The 15,244-nt window shown below is 56.9% G+C and carries 20 protein-coding genes and 1 pseudogene; 12 read left to right on the top strand and 9 right to left on the bottom strand.

From position 1 onward, the window contains the following. Positions 1-34 precede the first annotated feature (34 nt). Positions 35-1,021 carry a hydrolase gene (locus tag WE862_RS20845; protein ID WP_042030825.1) on the top strand — a complete coding sequence of 329 codons (987 nt, stop codon included), beginning with the start codon at positions 35-37 and terminating at the stop codon, positions 1,019-1,021. Here the strand turns inward: WE862_RS20845 and WE862_RS21375 are convergent. Both WE862_RS21375 and WE862_RS21380 read right to left on the bottom strand, forming a co-directional pair. Then, a complete protein-coding gene (locus tag WE862_RS21375) occupies positions 1,000-1,518 on the bottom strand; it encodes a diguanylate cyclase (RefSeq protein ID WP_422388486.1) in 519 nt (172 codons plus the stop codon). The two genes, WE862_RS20845 and WE862_RS21375, sit on opposite strands and share 22 nt — an antisense overlap. Next, positions 1,510-2,151, bottom strand: a pseudogene (locus tag WE862_RS21380) (membrane-associated sensor domain-containing protein); the annotation flags it as partial. The pseudogene WE862_RS21380 and the gene WE862_RS21375, both read right to left, overlap by 9 nt. 99 nt (positions 2,152-2,250) lie before the next feature. Here WE862_RS21380 and WE862_RS20860 point away from each other — a divergent pair. The 3 genes from WE862_RS20860 to WE862_RS20870 are packed head-to-tail and all read left to right on the top strand — an operon-like array spanning position 2,251 to position 3,947. Then, positions 2,251-2,475 (top strand): YheU family protein, encoded by a 225-nt coding sequence (locus WE862_RS20860; RefSeq protein ID WP_033114605.1) that lies wholly within the window; start codon positions 2,251-2,253, stop codon positions 2,473-2,475. A 52-nt stretch (positions 2,476-2,527) separates the two neighbouring features. Continuing rightward, positions 2,528-3,397 (top strand): phosphoribulokinase, encoded by an 870-nt coding sequence (locus tag WE862_RS20865; protein WP_041210528.1) that lies wholly within the window; start codon positions 2,528-2,530, stop codon positions 3,395-3,397. A 16-nt stretch (positions 3,398-3,413) separates the two neighbouring features. Beyond that, entirely contained in the window at positions 3,414-3,947 is a 534-nt protein-coding gene (locus WE862_RS20870) for a DUF4136 domain-containing protein (RefSeq protein ID WP_042030827.1), read from the top strand. Positions 3,948-4,035: 88 nt separating this feature from the next. Here the strand turns inward: WE862_RS20870 and WE862_RS20875 are convergent, their stop codons facing one another. Together WE862_RS20875 and WE862_RS20880 are read right to left on the bottom strand one after the other, a co-directional pair. Then, complete coding sequence (locus tag WE862_RS20875) at positions 4,036-4,332, bottom strand: MliC family protein (protein ID WP_033114602.1); 297 nt, start codon at positions 4,330-4,332, stop codon at positions 4,036-4,038. A gap of 49 nt (positions 4,333-4,381) precedes the next feature. Further along, positions 4,382-4,786 carry an OsmC family protein gene (locus WE862_RS20880; protein ID WP_033114601.1) on the bottom strand — a complete coding sequence of 135 codons (405 nt, stop codon included), beginning with the start codon at positions 4,784-4,786 and terminating at the stop codon, positions 4,382-4,384. A gap of 333 nt (positions 4,787-5,119) precedes the next feature. Here WE862_RS20880 and crp point away from each other — a divergent pair, with 333 nt between their 5' ends. From crp to WE862_RS20900, 4 genes are all read left to right on the top strand, one after another. Then, positions 5,120-5,758 (top strand): cAMP-activated global transcriptional regulator CRP, encoded by a 639-nt coding sequence (gene crp / locus WE862_RS20885; RefSeq protein WP_005335304.1) that lies wholly within the window; start codon positions 5,120-5,122, stop codon positions 5,756-5,758. A 109-nt stretch (positions 5,759-5,867) separates the two neighbouring features. After that, positions 5,868-6,668: a putative RNA methyltransferase gene (locus WE862_RS20890; RefSeq protein ID WP_042030829.1), complete on the top strand. Its 801-nt coding sequence runs from the start codon at positions 5,868-5,870 to the stop codon at positions 6,666-6,668. 328 nt (positions 6,669-6,996) lie between these two features. Further along, positions 6,997-8,121 carry a porin gene (locus WE862_RS20895; RefSeq protein ID WP_042030830.1) on the top strand — a complete coding sequence of 375 codons (1,125 nt, stop codon included), beginning with the start codon at positions 6,997-6,999 and terminating at the stop codon, positions 8,119-8,121. Positions 8,122-8,298: 177 nt separating this feature from the next. Then, positions 8,299-8,934: a murein L,D-transpeptidase catalytic domain family protein gene (locus tag WE862_RS20900; protein ID WP_042030831.1), complete on the top strand. Its 636-nt coding sequence runs from the start codon at positions 8,299-8,301 to the stop codon at positions 8,932-8,934. Between the two features lie 67 nt (positions 8,935-9,001). On the opposite strand, the gene WE862_RS20905 is transcribed toward WE862_RS20900, so the two are convergent. After that, positions 9,002-9,433, bottom strand: coding sequence for a universal stress protein (locus WE862_RS20905; protein ID WP_033114597.1), 432 nt, complete (start codon positions 9,431-9,433; stop codon positions 9,002-9,004). A 194-nt stretch (positions 9,434-9,627) separates the two neighbouring features. Between WE862_RS20905 and WE862_RS20910 the strand changes: the two genes are divergently transcribed. Further along, complete coding sequence (locus WE862_RS20910; protein ID WP_042030857.1) at positions 9,628-10,368, top strand: substrate-binding periplasmic protein; 741 nt, start codon at positions 9,628-9,630, stop codon at positions 10,366-10,368. 95 nt (positions 10,369-10,463) lie between these two features. Beyond that, complete coding sequence (locus tag WE862_RS20915) at positions 10,464-10,826, top strand: FlxA-like family protein (protein WP_042030832.1); 363 nt, start codon at positions 10,464-10,466, stop codon at positions 10,824-10,826. Between the two features lie 17 nt (positions 10,827-10,843). Here WE862_RS20915 and WE862_RS20920 read toward each other — a convergent pair whose 3' ends face one another. Next, a complete protein-coding gene (locus WE862_RS20920; RefSeq protein ID WP_042030834.1) occupies positions 10,844-11,296 on the bottom strand; it encodes an RNA methyltransferase in 453 nt (150 codons plus the stop codon). Between the two features lie 203 nt (positions 11,297-11,499). On the opposite strand from WE862_RS20920, the gene WE862_RS20925 reads away from it, so the two are divergent. Further along, positions 11,500-12,591, top strand: coding sequence for a PfkB family carbohydrate kinase (locus WE862_RS20925; protein WP_042030835.1), 1,092 nt, complete (start codon positions 11,500-11,502; stop codon positions 12,589-12,591). Continuing rightward, entirely contained in the window at positions 12,585-13,493 is a 909-nt protein-coding gene (locus WE862_RS20930) for a pseudouridine-5'-phosphate glycosidase (RefSeq protein ID WP_005335313.1), read from the top strand. Before WE862_RS20925 ends, WE862_RS20930 begins: the two co-directional genes overlap by 7 nt. Before the next feature lie 41 nt (positions 13,494-13,534). Here WE862_RS20930 and WE862_RS20935 read toward each other — a convergent pair whose 3' ends face one another. Genes WE862_RS20935 through WE862_RS20945 form a run of 3 tightly spaced genes read right to left on the bottom strand, consistent with a single transcriptional unit; the run spans position 13,535 to position 15,236 of the window. Then, the gene (locus WE862_RS20935; protein ID WP_033114700.1) at positions 13,535-13,732 is read right to left on the bottom strand and encodes a hypothetical protein; all 198 of its coding nucleotides are present in this window, start codon (positions 13,730-13,732) and stop codon (positions 13,535-13,537) included. Positions 13,733-13,766: 34 nt separating this feature from the next. Beyond that, positions 13,767-14,828, bottom strand: coding sequence for a methyltransferase (locus WE862_RS20940; RefSeq protein WP_042030837.1), 1,062 nt, complete (start codon positions 14,826-14,828; stop codon positions 13,767-13,769). 12 nt (positions 14,829-14,840) lie between these two features. Then, positions 14,841-15,236: a hypothetical protein gene (locus WE862_RS20945; protein ID WP_042030838.1), complete on the bottom strand. Its 396-nt coding sequence runs from the start codon at positions 15,234-15,236 to the stop codon at positions 14,841-14,843. Positions 15,237-15,244 lie beyond the last annotated feature (8 nt).

Below are 15,244 nucleotides of genomic sequence, written 5' to 3' on the forward strand. Positions count from 1 at the left end.
TGTCATCTTATTATCGCCGTCGCGGATCATCGCCATGCTCACAGAAAGCCACTTCCACGCCCCCTGGTGGGCTCGCAATCCCCATCTGCAAACCATTCTGCCCAAATGGCTGCGCCGGACTCCGGCCCGATTTGTGGCCGAGCGCTTCGAACTGACTGACGGGGATTTTGTCGATCTCGCATGGAGCGGTGAAATCACGGCTGATGCGCGACCGCTGGTGGTGGTGTTTCATGGTCTGGAGGGGAGCATCCACTCCCACTACGCCAAGGGGCTGTTTGACCATCTGCAACAACAGGGAATGGCGGCTGTGCTAATGCACTTTCGTGGCTGCAGTGGCGAGCCAAATCGCCATCTGCAAGCCTATCACTCCGGCGCCATCGACGATGCCCAGGAGGTCATTGCCGAGCTGAGCAGGCGTTTTCCGGACAAGCCATTGATCGCCATCGGCTTTTCTCTGGGGGGCAATATGCTGGTCAATCTGCTGGCACGCGCCTGCCCTGCGGCGCTGAAAGCGGCGGTGGTGGTCTCGGCCCCGCTGCAACTGGCCAGCTGTGCCGAGCGGGTCAATCAGGGATTTTCCAAGGTCTATCAGAACTACCTGCTGCGCACCATGCGCCGCAATCTGTTGAACAAGATCAGTCAGCAGCAAAAAGCGGGCCAGCGCTGGCAACCAAAACAAGTGGAACAGATTGCCACTCTACGCGACTTTGACGAGCTGGTAACCGCGCCGCTGCACGGTTTTCACAGCGCCAGCCACTACTACCAGAGCTGCTCGGGGTTGCCGCTGCTGGGCCAGATCCCCATCCCCACCCTGATCCTGCACGCCGCCGACGATCCCTTTATGTCCGATGCCGTCATCCCGCGCCCCGAGCAGCTCTCGCCCCATGTGCACTATGAATTGAGCCGCCGTGGCGGTCATGTCGGCTTCCTGCACGGCACTCCGTGGCGTCCCCGCTTCTGGCTGGACGAGCGGATCAGCCGCTGGATCGCCGAACAGAGTCAGGCCGCGACACAGAACTGATTGCGCCCCGACTCCTTGGCCCGATAGAGCGCCTGATCAGCCCGCTCCAGCAGCTGGCTTGCACTTTCACCAGGCAGCAGTGTGGCAATCCCCTGACTCACCGTCACCCAGGAGGCGACATCAGAAGCCTGATGCTCCAGCTGCAGGCTGGCCATCCCGTCCTGCAGCCGCCGCGCCACCTCACGAGCCCCCTGCTGATCCGCATCCGGCAGCAACAGGACAAACTCCTCACCGCCATAACGGGCAACCAAATCTGACGGATTACGAACCGAATGGGTGAGCGCAGTTGCCACCTCCTTGAGACATATATCCCCGGCCTGATGCCCATAGCGGTCATTGAAACGCTTGAAGTAGTCCACATCAATAAGAATGAGGGAGAGAGGCATGCCGCTCTCACCGCAATGAGTGAGCCCCCGTTCCAGCTCGACATTGAAGTGACGCCGGTTGGCAACGCCGGTCAGCGGATCCTGCTTGGCCAACAGATCCAGACGGCGCAACAGGGCCAGATTCTCGTGCTCGCGCACGATCGCCAACTCGAACCAGCGGTGTAGCATTCGCCGCCCCACCTCCAGTGCGATAACGCCGAACAGCACGCCAAGCAGATAGATCTGGGGAAAGTCGACGTGCAAAAAGAGCTCCAGCCCGACACCGGCAGTCATCGGCCCCAAGAGATACCCGTAAAACACCTTGCGGTCGGGATAAAAAGCGATGAGTGCCGCCAACAGGTTGAGCCGCATGATCCCGTTGGCATAGCTGAGGCCACCGCGCAGCTCGACCTGGCCAAGGGTGTAGATATGCAGGGTTCAGATCCCACCCCAGAGCACCATCACCAGCGCCGCTATCCGCAACCAGATGCGATCCTGCAGATGGTCACAAAACAGGCTGACGACAGGCAGCAACACCAGCACCACCATGACAAGAGCCAGCTCGCTCTGAAAACTCCATGGCAGCGAGTGATCATTGGCAAGGCCAGCCTGACTGTAGACCTCATAGCGAATCGCCAGAAACAGCACCACCAGCCAGTTCAGCAGCCAGAACCACGCCATGCCGCGACCAATGGCCTGCCGGCGCGCCTGAGCCAGATGATCCGCCAGGGTTAACGGCGCACTGCGTTGCTCTTCAGACAACATCTCTTGCACTCCGGCAAAAAAGGAAGAAATTGGTTGCACTCGGGCAATTCAACACAACAATAGCTCGGTGGTTATATCTTTTTGCATCGAGATCCCTTCATGATAATTCCCTGGCAAGAGTTGGATGCCGACACCCTGACCAACCTGATCGAACATTTCGTACTACAGGAAGGAACCGAGTATGGCGAACAGGATGTATCACTGGGTACCAAGGTTGAGGAAGTGCGCAACCAATTACAGCAAGGCAAGGCGGTGATCGTCTACAGCGAGCTGCACGAGTCGGTCAATATTGTGCCCAAAGATCGCTTTGACGAGTCGGCTTGACCGAACCCGAAGCCTGCCTTTATAACGGAATTTCCAAGGAAGAGAGAATTCTATGTCGGCCAAGCACCCCATTATTGCCGTCACCGGTTCATCCGGTGCCGGCACCTCCACCTCCACCATCGCCTTTCGCTCCATGTTTCATCAGCTGGGTTACCAGGCGGCAGTGGTCGAGGGTGACAGTTTTCACCGCTACACCCGCCCCGAGATGGACGTAGCGATCCGCAAGGCCCGTGAACAGGGGCGCCACATCAGCTATTTCGGCCCCGAGGCCAATGATTTCGGGCTGCTGGAGAGTTTCTTTCAGGGCTATGGCCAGGATGGCACCGGCCAGTACCGCCGCTATCTGCACAGCTTTGATGAAGCGGTGCCCTTCAACCAGATGCCCGGCACCTTCACCCCCTGGCAGCATCTGCCGAACGATACCGATCTGCTCTTCTATGAGGGGTTGCACGGCGGTGTGGTCACCGAAGATCACAATGTGGCTCGCCACGTGGACTTTCTGATAGGCGTGGTCCCCATCGTCAACCTGGAGTGGATCCAGAAACTCATTCGCGACACCTCGGAGCGGGGACACTCCCGTGAGGCGGTAACCGACTCCATCGTTCGTTCGATGGATGACTACATCAACTTCATCACCCCGCAGTTTTCCCGCACCCACATCAACTTCCAGCGGGTTCCGACGGTGGATACCTCCAACCCTTTCAGTGCCAAGGTGATCCCGAGCCTGGACGAGAGTATGCTGGTGATCCGGTTTCGCGGCATCAAGCAGGTAGATTTCCCCTACCTGCTTTCGATGATCGACGGCTCGTTCATGTCGCGGATGAACACAATCGTGGTTCCGGGTGGCAAAATGGGCTTTGCGATGGAGCTGATCCTCAAGCCGCTGATCCAGCAACTGCTCGAAACGGGCAAAATCACCTGATACAAAGGAGCTTATGATGCGCTTTGCCTCTCTCTCTGTGGTGCTGTTCGCCCTACTGGGTGGCTGCAGCAGCGGGCCGTCAGCACCAACGTTTGAACCCGGAACCATGGTGGCTCGCTCGCTCGGTGACTGGACCTTCGGCGCCACTCCGCGCTACGCCCTGGCCGAACAGTATCAGTTTGCCGGCGATCAGGCCGAAGGGTGGCTCGAACCCATCCAGAATGCGGTCAGTAAAGAACTCAATGGCAAGGGGTGGCAGAGTGTTCCCCTTGATGAGGCGGATCTCTGGGTCGCTATCGGTGTAGCGGGTGACAAGGATATCAGCGATGGCCAGATTTTTGCCCGCCTTGGCATGACACCCGGGATGCAGGCCGCACCGGATCAGCGCAAAGGCACCCTGGCCATAGTACTGCTCGACCGCAAAACCCAGAAAGCCGTCTGGAGCAGTGTCATCTCGCTGGCCAGCGATGCCGCCATTGCCGATAACCAGCGCCAGGCTCTCAGCCAGCAGCTCGCGGCCAAACTGCTGGCACCAGTCCCCACCCACTGACGCCCTCATCATTTTTTGCTGATGATTTGAATAAAAAAGAGCGGCTTGTCAGATGACAAGCCGCTCTTTTTGCTGGAATGCGCCGGAATTACTTCAGCTTGCAGGTGAGCAGGGTCACCCCTTTCTGAGTCAACAGTGCCTGTTTGTCCTGATTCCAGAAGGTGGTCACACCGTCGGAATATTTGGCACCGTTATCCGATTCGACACGGCCCAGCTTGTGATAGACCCCGGCATAGGGGAACTGCACCATGTCAGCCTGAGCATCATAAGTAATAGCCAACAGCTCTTCCCCGCACTGGTACTGACTGTACTGATACTTGGTGGGTTGCGGGCTGGTGCACGCAGCCAGACCCAACAGGGGAAGCAGAGCGATCATTTTTTTCATTGCACTTTCCTTATGTCATGGCGTTATCGATGGAACAAGGCTTCGGTTATCAAGCCTCAAGAATTTGATAACTATGGGTAATTTGTACCGCTTTTTCCAACATCAGGGAAACAGAACAATATTTCTCCATCGACAACTCGACCGCTCTGGCGACCTGCTTTTCTGCCAGCCCCTTGCCGGTCACCACAAAATGGAGATTAATCTTTTCAAAGACCCGGGGCACGCTGTCAACCCGCTCACCGTCGAGTTCAACATGGCAAGCCGTCACGACCTGACGCGCCTTCTCCAGAATGGATACCACGTCGATGGAGCTGCAACCACCCACGGCCAGCAACACCATCTCCAGCGGGCTGGCCCCCTCGCCCGGGTTGGCGCCATCCAGGATCACCTTGTGCCCTGATTCGCTCTCCCCGACAAACTTCATCCCTTCAACCCAGCTGACCTTGGCTTTCATCTCGCATCCTCTTTGGTTAAGCCTGTGCTCATGATGCTCCTAGCATACCCCAGCCATCACGGCTTCGGCATCTCTTCACCCGACCGGGCAACCACAGGGGCAAGATGATTGGGAGGTTAATAGATCAAAATCAACATCTCCCCTCCCTATCTTCCCTAGAATGGCTGAAGCGGCGCAGCAGGCATTACTCAAAGGGCTCTATTCAAAAGGGCGCAAAGCCTTGTCAGCACAGACAAAGGCTCTTATCCTACTGCGACTAATACAAGGAATGGCAAGAGTTGGCTGCTTGCCTGGACGCTCGAGTCCATAAAAAGACACTACAGAGGAATTCTCATGGTTATTGGCAAACCGCAAAGCGATCCCACCCTGGAATGGTTCTTGTCGCACTGCCACATTCATAAGTACCCCGCCAAGAGCACCCTGATCCACGCGGGTGAAAAAGCGGAAACCCTCTACTACATCGTCAAGGGCACGGTTGCCGTGCTGATCAAGGACGACGAGGGCAAAGAGATGATCCTCTCCTATCTCAACCAGGGGGATTTCCTCGGCGAGATGGGTATGTTCGAAGAGAACGAAAATCCCGAGCGCTCTGCCTGGGTGCGCGCCAAGGGCTCCTGCGAAGTTGCCGAGATCTCCTACAAGAAGTTCCGTCAGCTGATCCAGGTCAACCCGGATATCCTGATGCGCCTCTCCGGCCAGATGGCCAAGCGCCTGCAGCACACCAGCCAGAAAGTGGGTAACCTCGCCTTCCTGGATGTAACCGGCCGGATTGCCCAGACCCTGCTGAACCTGGCCAAACAACCGGATGCCATGACCCACCCGGATGGCATGCAGATCAAGATCACCCGTCAGGAGATCGGCCAGATCGTCGGCTGCTCCCGTGAAACCGTTGGCCGCATCCTCAAGATGCTGGAAGAGCAGGAGCTCATCTCTGCCCACGGTAAAACCATTGTGGTATTCGGTACCCGCTGATCCACTGGTTCCCGGACCACTGGCTCCAAAAGGCTGCTACGGCAGCCTTTTTTGATCACCTCCCCTATAATCCCAAACGCCCATTCCAGCTTTCGCCAAGAGAATCGCTATGCACCTTCAATGTCCCCGTTGCCGCAGCCAGCTGCATTTACACGAAGCCTCCAAGGGTCGCTACTGCGACAACAAGCACCACTTCGATCCCGCCCCGGAAGGCTATCTGGATCTCATCCCCGGCAAGAAAAACCCCAAGGACAGCGACAGCCGGGCGTTGATGCGCGCCAAGCGTCACTTTCTCGAACAGGGCCACCAGCTGCCGCTGGTCGAAACAATGGCCAGCCTGCTCGCCCCTCTCGAGCCGCGCGAACTGATCCATCTGGGCTGTGGCGAGGGCTACTACTGCCGCGCGCTGGCCGAACGCCTGCCGGGCTGGCAGTTTGCCGGCGTCGATATCGCCAAGAATGCCATCTTTGCCGCCACCAAGGCGCAGCCTGACGGCAGTTTCGTCATTGCCGATCCAGCCAAAGCCCCGCTTATGCCAAACTCCGCTGATTTGCTGCTGGTCAACGACCTCAAGATCAAAACCGAACAGCTGGTCAACTGGCTGGCACCGGGCGGCTATCTGCTCTATCTGCAGCCGGGCCCCCGCCATCAGTGGCAACTAAGAGTCAGCCTCAACCCGATCAGCATGGAACACCCGCTCAGCTGGCCGACCCTCGCAGGCCTGACCAAGATTGCGCAGCAACGCGCTCAATTCTCCCAGACTCTCGATCAGGGACTGCGCAGCTTTATTCTGGAAACCAGCCGCCTTGGCTGGCGGGCTACGGGTGAGCAGCGCCACGCGTTCACCCATCAGGGCCCCGACGAACTGGAACAGGATCTGCTGCTGACCCTGTGGCAAAAACCGCTCTGATCACAGTGCGAGAGCAGGCTCCCTGCTCTCGCCGACCCCCTTTGAACATCAAAACGTGATTTGGTTCACACGCTCAATCATTGCTCTCCCCTTTGCCCTCCCCCCCAGCCAAGCTCAGATTAAAAAACTAACAATCTGAATTAACTAGACTTTTAAACTGCGCAAACCTGACACACTCAACATATTCATCTCCTTATGACGCCAATTAAACATTGATAGATTCAGCGCCAGTCAAGGTTAGGGCGCCTACCGTGTGGCAATCGGACCATTTCCGATTTAACAGAACCGAATACAGGTTCGGAAGTGTTTACATCAGAGGAATAAGCATATGAAGAAGTCTGCACTGACTATGGCCATCTCCAGCCTGCTGCTGGCGAGCGGTGCCCATGCTGCTACTGTGTACAACCAGAACGACACCAAGCTGGACATCGGCGGCCGCGCTCAAGGTGCTTACTATGGCACTGACAACAACAGCGCCGAAGGTGACCAGAGCTATTTCCGTCTGCACGTTGCGGGCGAAACCAAAATTGCTCCGGAAATGAAAGCGTTCGGTTTTGCCGAATACAACCTGCCGACTTCCGGTTCTGACAACGATGAACTGCGTTATGCCTACGCCGGTATCCAGCACGACCGCTTCGGTGCCTTCAGCTACGGTCGTCAGGATGGCCTGTTCACCAAAGCCGTTAACAACTACACCGACGTACTGCCCGAGTGGGGCGGTGACGGCCTGGGTAAAAATACCGAAGTATTCGGTACCGGCCGTACCAATGGCCTGGCCCAGTACATCTACACCTACCAGGGTCTGACCCTGGGTGCCCAGTTCACCGGTAACAACGATCCGCAGAACTCCGGCCGCTCTGATCAGACCGTTACTCTCGATGACAAGGGTACCCCTTGGAACAATGATGACGTCACTGATAAATGGAATCCTAAAGGTTCCAAAGAGGGCTTTGCCTTCTCCGCCAACTATGACTTCAACATGGGTCTGAGCCTGGGTGCCGTATACAACCAGGCAGGCAAGACCGACGAGCAGGCCAAATACGCTGCCTTCGGTGGCGAGAAAGATGCCAAGCTGATGGGCTTTGGTGCCAAGTACGCTGCTGATAACCTCTACCTGGCCGCTACCTACTCCCACGGTGAAGATCACCTGTTCGTCAAGAACGGCTACGCCGAGAAGATGGATGGTTACGAAGCCGTTGCCCAGTACACCATCGGCAAGTTCAAGCCTTCTCTGGCCTACCTGCGCACTGACGTGAAAGATGGCGCTCACGGTATCGATGATACCTACACCGAGTACGTATCTATCGGTGCCTGGTACAACTTCACCGACAACTTCAACGCTTACATCGACTACAAACTGAACCTGCTGGATTCCGTAGATGGCAAGTCCGTCAACTCCCTGGGTCAGAACACCGATGACGTTGTTGCTGTAGCCCTGCAGTACAACTTCTAAGTTTTTAGAAGTCAGTTATACCTGTGAAATCAATGTCTACTGTTTGAATTTCTTCCGGCCGCTTGCGGCCGGTTTTTTTATTGCGCCTTTTCAGCACCTTGCATATAACTATCGAGCGGAGAGTTGCCAAGTGCCGCTATCTGCATACAAAAATGGTGCACAGAAGGACATTCACGGATGAAACGACTGTTCTGGAACAAGGTCTGGTGGCAGATGTGGTTGATACTGTCGCTGCTGTTGGGAAGTCTCGGTTTTACCGCCCCCGCGCAGGCAAGCTGGGACAAGAGCCTCTACCGTCAGCTCGGCCTCGCCGGCAAACTCGATCAGCAAACCTTTCGCAAAGCGCTCAATAGCTACCAGAGCGTGCGCCATAAAAACAAATCCATTCTGACCATCATCGATTACAGCAAACCATCTACTCTGCGCCGGCTGCTGGTCATCGATATGAAACGCTACAAACTGCTCTACTACACCTGGGTCAGCCACGGTCGCAACTCTGGCGAACTGGCTGCCCATCAATTCTCCAACCAGCCAAACTCGATGAAAAGCTCGCTCGGTGTCTATCGCACCGCCGAAACCTATCTTGGCAAGCATGGCTACTCACTACGGCTGGATGGTCTGACTCCGGGTCTGAACAGCAATGCCCGCAAGCGGGCCATCGTGGTGCATGGAGCGGACTATGCCAGCCCGCGCCATCTGCTCAAATATGACAAGCTGGGCAGAAGCTGGGGTTGCCCTGCCCTTCCCCAGGAGCAGGCCAGAGCCATCATAGATACCATCAAGGGGGGGAGCGTGATCTACGCTCACGGATAAAGAAAAGGGCCAGCAATCGCTGGCCCTTTTCTTGAACACTTGTTTTTAAATAACCGTACAGCTCGTTTTATTGGCGAACGACCAGCACCGGGCAAGGGGCATGACGTACCACAGATTCGGCAACGCTGCCCACCAGCAGGTGGCTGATGCCGGAGCGACCATGGCTCCCCATCACGATGAGATCCGCCTCATCATCATTGGCCTGAATGACAATCTCATCGGCCGCGCGGCCAAAACGGATGTCAAACGTGGCGGGAATCGGCAAGGTAGCCACCAGCTCCTTAAGCTGGGTTCTGGCCTGACGCTCCATCTCGTGAGTAATCTCGACAGCAGTCATGTGCAGGATCTTGTAGCTGTCAAAACCATGCAGTTGATCGACGACGTGAACCAGCTTTAACCGGGCGTCATGGCTTTGCGCCATGAATACGGCATAGTCGAGAACCGCTTTGGACATTTGAGAAAAGTCGACGGGACAAAGCAGTGTCTTGATCGATGGCATAAGCAGTCTCCTCTACTGATTGGGGTGCTATTGAATCTCAACGAGATCATATCAACCCGACTGCAAATAACTCTCGACCCTGTCGCAAAACGAGCATTCAAAGGGATGGTTACCGCGACTCCCGGAGAGCGCATGGTGTAAAATAAGGTATCAACTCCCCCTTTTTAGCTGCCCTCGAGAGGCCGATTGTGACCATACTGCGTATCGGTTGTCTGTTGGTCTGTTATCTCTGCGCATCTCTCTTATGCCGCGCAGAATCACTCCACGTCTATTGCGACAACTGGCCCGGTTTCTGTCAAACCGATGGACAAGGGTTCTACCTCGATTTGGTCAACAGCATCTATCAACCCCATGGTTACACCATCGTCCCCCATATTGTTCCCTACAAGCGGGCCCTCGCCATGGTGACCCGCAACAAGGGGGACATGGCACTGGGGGTCTATCAACATGAACTGGGTGATGTGCGTATGCCGGAATACCCAGATTCAGCGGACGATCTCTCTGTCATCATGCTCAAGCAGTGGCAGCCGAAATGGCAGGGGGAGCAGAGTCTGGCTGGCCAGCAGGTGTTATGGCAGCGGGGCTGGGCACTGGACAAATACATATCAGTACCCATGAACTGGCATGAAGTGGACAGCTACGAGATGGCCCTCCAGCTGCTCGAGAAGGAGCGCTATCGCTATTACATGACCGTCGGTGTGCTGCATGTCGCCAATCCGCCCCCCACCAGCATGAGCCGCATATTTTTGCGCTGGATCCCCACCTATCCTGTTTTTAGCGACAGCGAGCGAGGGGAAGCACTGCAGCAGCTTTGGGATAGGGAGATGGTCAATCTGATCCGCAGCGGCGAGCTGGCCAATATATATCGGCGCCATCAGCTCTACGACTATTACCAGGGCTTTATCAAGGAGCAGGAAGCGAAGGCAGGGAAATAAAGTAATGACAGATATAACTATATAAACGTCATGGTCAAGTCTTCAGCATGTTGGCCGATAGAGGGAGGTGCTTATCTATAAAAAAGAGTAAAAACATGCAGATATACATGCCTCCATCGGCCATAGGCCGTGCAGATCCGGCTGCCGGCAGCGATAAATCAGGTGAACCTCAAGGAAAAATCGCACAGCTGCAAGCCAAGGCCGCCAAGATTCAAAAACAGATCAATTCGCTTCTCAAGCCTGATGAAAATACCCTGAATGACAAAGAGTCCGCCAAATTGCGGCAAGACCAGATAAAGGTTCTGCAGCAACAACTGGCAATGATCATGGCTGAAATTGCTCGCCTGCAGGCTGATAAAGCCAAAGGAGACGAGCCTGCCCCCCAAGAGCAAGGGACACCTGCGGTAACCGATCGCACCACTCTGCCACTGAACAGCACCTTTACCATCAAGGTTTAGCCAGCTACAGCCCAGTCTCAGGACTTGCCATACCCCTTGGCCAACCGGTCATAGAGGATCACGTTGACCGATGCAGCCAGATTCATGCAGCCTTGGGTCGGCACATAAACCACATCTTTCACCGCGCCATAGAGGGCGGGATCGAGCGTGCCATCCTCCGGCCCGAAGATATAAAAAGCGCGCTCCGGATGGACATAGTCGGGGAGCGGCGTAGCGCCGTCGATCAGATCGACCACCACGGGAACACACCCTTCCGGCATGAATTGCAGCAGGTCATCCACCCCGAGCAACGGGATCTTCTCTACCATCTGCTTGGTATCGGTGGCAAAGCGGCGCGCCAGCTCGAAGCGGTTGCCGGTGTAGTAGACCTCATCCACCCCGTAGCAACCCGCAGCCCGCATCACGGCACCGACATTTTCCGGGGATTTGGGATTGACCAGCCCCACGCAGCAGAATGCTCTCTTTTCCATCATCTCTCCTCATCTTGCGGCGGCCATTATATGCCGCTGCGGGGTCATCGACCCGTTAAAAGTACCTCGCCAGGCTCAACGACTCGTCGCCCCATCACGGATGTCGATTTTTTGTGCGCAAGCCGACAAATTTTGTACAAGTCGATAGCCAGCAAACGTTTCCCAGCAATAATAGACAAACGTTTGTAAATGGATGTTTGTCTATGACTGAGCGTGAACAAGAGATCCTCGCCCTGCTGCGTCAGGATCCCATGATTGCCCAGCAGGAGCTGGCCGATCGCCTCGGCATCAGCCGCTCTGCGCTGGCCAGCCACATCTCAAGCCTGATCCGGCAGGGGTATGTGCAAGGCAGAGGTTATGTACTGCGAGAGGGTCCCTACGTGGTGGTAATCGGCGGTGCCAATATGGATATTTGCGGCACCAGCCACGACAACCTGCTGCTCGGCGACTCCAATCCGGGCAAGGTGCGCACCTCGGCCGGTGGTGTTGGCCGCAATATCGCCGAGAATCTGGCGCGGCTCGGCAGTGATACCCGACTGCTGACTGCAGTCGGCAACGACCAGTATGGTCACCATCTGCTGGAGGTAAGCCAGCGGGCCGGCGTCGATGTGCGCCAGACTCTGGTGCTCGATGGCCACACCACCTCCTGTTACCTCAGCCTGCATGATGGCAGCGGCGAAATGAGCTGTGCCATCAATGACATGGCCATTATCGAGCAGCTCACTCCTGCCCGCCTTACCCCGCTCGGCGGCTTTCTCGGCGGTGCCCGGCTCTGGGTGCTCGACACCAATCTGGCCATCCATACCCTCGACTGGCTGTTTGAACGGCAGGGTGATCACGCCATCTTTGTCGATACCGTTTCGGTGGCCAAGGTGGAGAAGATCCGCCCCTGGCTCAGCAAGATCCACACCCTCAAACCCAATCGCAGCGAGGCTGAGCAGCTGTGCGGCATGACCATCGCCGGGCCCGAAACCTGGCCCATGGTAGCCGCCTGGTTCCACCGCGCCGGGGTCAAGCGACTGTTCCTCAGTCTGGGTGAACAGGGGCTCTTCTACAGCGATGGCGAGCAGCAGGGCCACCTGCCGGTGCTGGGCAGTCCGGTGCTCAACGTCACCGGCGGCGGGGATGCCTTTATGGCTGGCCTCGCCCACGCCTGGCTGCAAGAGCTCGACATTGCCCAAACCACCCGCTTTGCCCTGGGCTGCGCCGCCCTCACCGTCAATTGTTCCGATACCGTTTTTTCCGGTCTGAGCAAGACCGCCGTTGACCGCATACTGGAGGAGTACTCATGCTGAACGCTTACCTCGATATCCAACCGGAAGTTGCTGCCGCACTGGCCGCCGGCAAACCGGTGGTCGCCCTCGAATCCACCATCATCTCCCACGGCATGCCCTATCCGCAGAATGTGGAGACGGCCCGTCAGGTTGAACAGGTGGTGCGCGATAACGGCGCCATTCCGGCGACCATCGCCATCCTCGACGGCCGCCTCAAGGTGGGTCTGGATGCCGGTGCGCTGGAAGCGCTGGGCCGTGCTGGCCACAGCGTGACCAAGTGCAGCCGGCGCGACATTCCGTTCGTACTGGCGCGCAAGGGGATGGGAGCCACCACGGTCGCCTCCACCATGATCATCGCCGCCATGGCGGGGATCCGGGTCTTTGCCACCGGTGGCATTGGCGGGGTACATCGCGGCGCGCAGGAGACCTTCGATATCTCGGCCGATCTGCAGGAGCTGGCGCAAACGCCGGTGGCCGTAGTCTGTGCGGGGGCCAAATCAATTCTAGATATCGGGCTGACGCTGGAGTATCTGGAGACCCAGGGCGTACCGGTGATCGGCTATCAGACCGAAGAGTTGCCCGCCTTCTACACTCGCGAGAGCGGCTTCAAGGTTGATTATCGACTGGAGAGTCCGGCAGCCATCGCCGAGGCGCTGCGCCTCAAGTGGGAGCTGGGACTGGCGGGCGGCGCCGTGGTGGCCAATCCCATCCCGACCGCACACGCCATGCCTAAAGCCGATATCGACGCGGCCATAGCCCGGGCGCTCCATGAAGCGGACGAGCAGGGGATCAAGGGCAAGGCGTCGACCCCCTTCCTGCTGGCTCGCGTCTGCGAGCTGACTGGCGGCAACTCGCTCGCAGCCAACATCCAGCTGGTACTTAACAACGCGGCGCTCGGAGCCCGCATCGCAGCCGCGCTGTAATCAAGCGCAAATGAAAGGAGGGCCTGTTGGCCCTCCTGTTATCACATGTTTTTGATCTCGTTGCCGATACCCTTGACGGTATCGCGCGTGCCGTGACCTATCTCTTTGGTCACATCACGGGTCGTATGACCGATCTCCCGGGTGACATCACGAGAGGTATGGCCAATCGTTCGACCAACCCCCTTCATCTCGGCACACCCCGTCAGCAGCACGCCCGCAATCAGCAGAACGCATTTCATCTGTATTGTGCTCATGTCACGTCTCCCGGCGTTATCACAGTGGCCTGGCAACCAGCAGGGTATGGCCCGGTCCCGGAATGTCGTGATCCTCCTCGACATGGAACTCGGCCTCGCGCAGACACTGGTACAACTCCTTGGAGTGGTAGAAGCGACTATTACCATTGGCCAGACAGGTAAAGTAGAGAGAGGTGGCGTTGAGGCTGAAACTCGCTGCCTCAAACGGCTGCCGATCCCAGAACAGCTCCAGAATGCACAACCTGGCCCCCTCCTTCATGCTGCTTCTGATCCGCCGCAGCATGGCCACAATCTCGTCATGGCTGAAGCAGTCGAGAAACTGGCTCATCCACCAGATGTCCGCCTCACCGGGCAACGCTTGCTCCGACAGCAGGTTGACAGGATAACCCTGAACCCGCTCGGCAAGCCCCGCGGCCCGGATCTGCTCGCTGGCCATGGCAATCTGCTCGGGCAGATCGAGAATGGTCACCTGCAGTTCGGGACTGCGCCGGGCGCACGAGATGGCCCACTTGCCGGTATTGCCCCCCAGATCGTAGAGGTGGCGCGGCTCGTATCCAAGCACCAGATCCTGCGCCTGCTTGAACGCCCAGTCCGAATAGAAGTGATCGAAACGAAACCAGCTGCTTCGCGCAGGCTCAGGCAGATCCTTGAGATGGGCATAGAGATTTGACCAGTCGCCAAACTCCTTGAGCCCGGCAGGCGTGCCACTTTCTATGGCCTGCTGCAGGTGGGCAAGGGGCTTGTAACAGACGTGCTGGACAAAATCCATGTTGACCCGGGTCATGGGGTCGCTCAGCAGATAGTGACCCACCTTGTCCAGCAGGTAGCACTCCCCGTTGAGGTGGCAGATGCCGCCCCCCAGCCCCATGTCGAGCAGCACGCTGACCGCATACTCGGTCAAGCCGGTCGCCTCGGCGATCTGCGCCGCGGTCGCCCCTTGCCGCTCTTTGGCAAGAAACGCCAGAATGCCGAACTCACGCAAGCTCCAGGCTGCCTGAAACAGCATGGGAGCAAAAGCGATCCGCTGGGCCTGACTGATGGCATCCAGTGCGTTATGACGATCCGCCTGATAGTGATTCAAGAGACACCGACCTTACTTGCTGCTGCTGGCGCGATTCAATTCGATTTGAATTGCTTCGTTCAGCCCGGCAATCCAGCGGTTGTAATTGCGGTGGATTTTTCCTTTACCCTTGTCATCCAAATTGACGCTGCTCACATAATTAATGGAGTAGTTAACGGTGTTATAAGGAATGCTGATATTGGCCTGATGTTGGCGAACCTGAATATGGCCAGTAATTAACCCGGGCTGATCTTCACGCATTACCCACTTTTTACTAACACCGGCATTAATAATGGCGCGAGAAACATCCTTTTCACTCAGATTGGCCGGAACCAGACTATTGGTCATATTCATGACCGGCTGGGAAGTGGAGCAACCGGCAACCAACAGCAGTGTTAATGCGCTGATAATAATTTTGAGCATTTTCATTTTTGTAA

Origin of the sequence: Aeromonas jandaei (assembly GCF_037890695.1) — a bacterium.
Classification (GTDB): domain Bacteria; phylum Pseudomonadota; class Gammaproteobacteria; order Enterobacterales; family Aeromonadaceae; genus Aeromonas; species Aeromonas jandaei.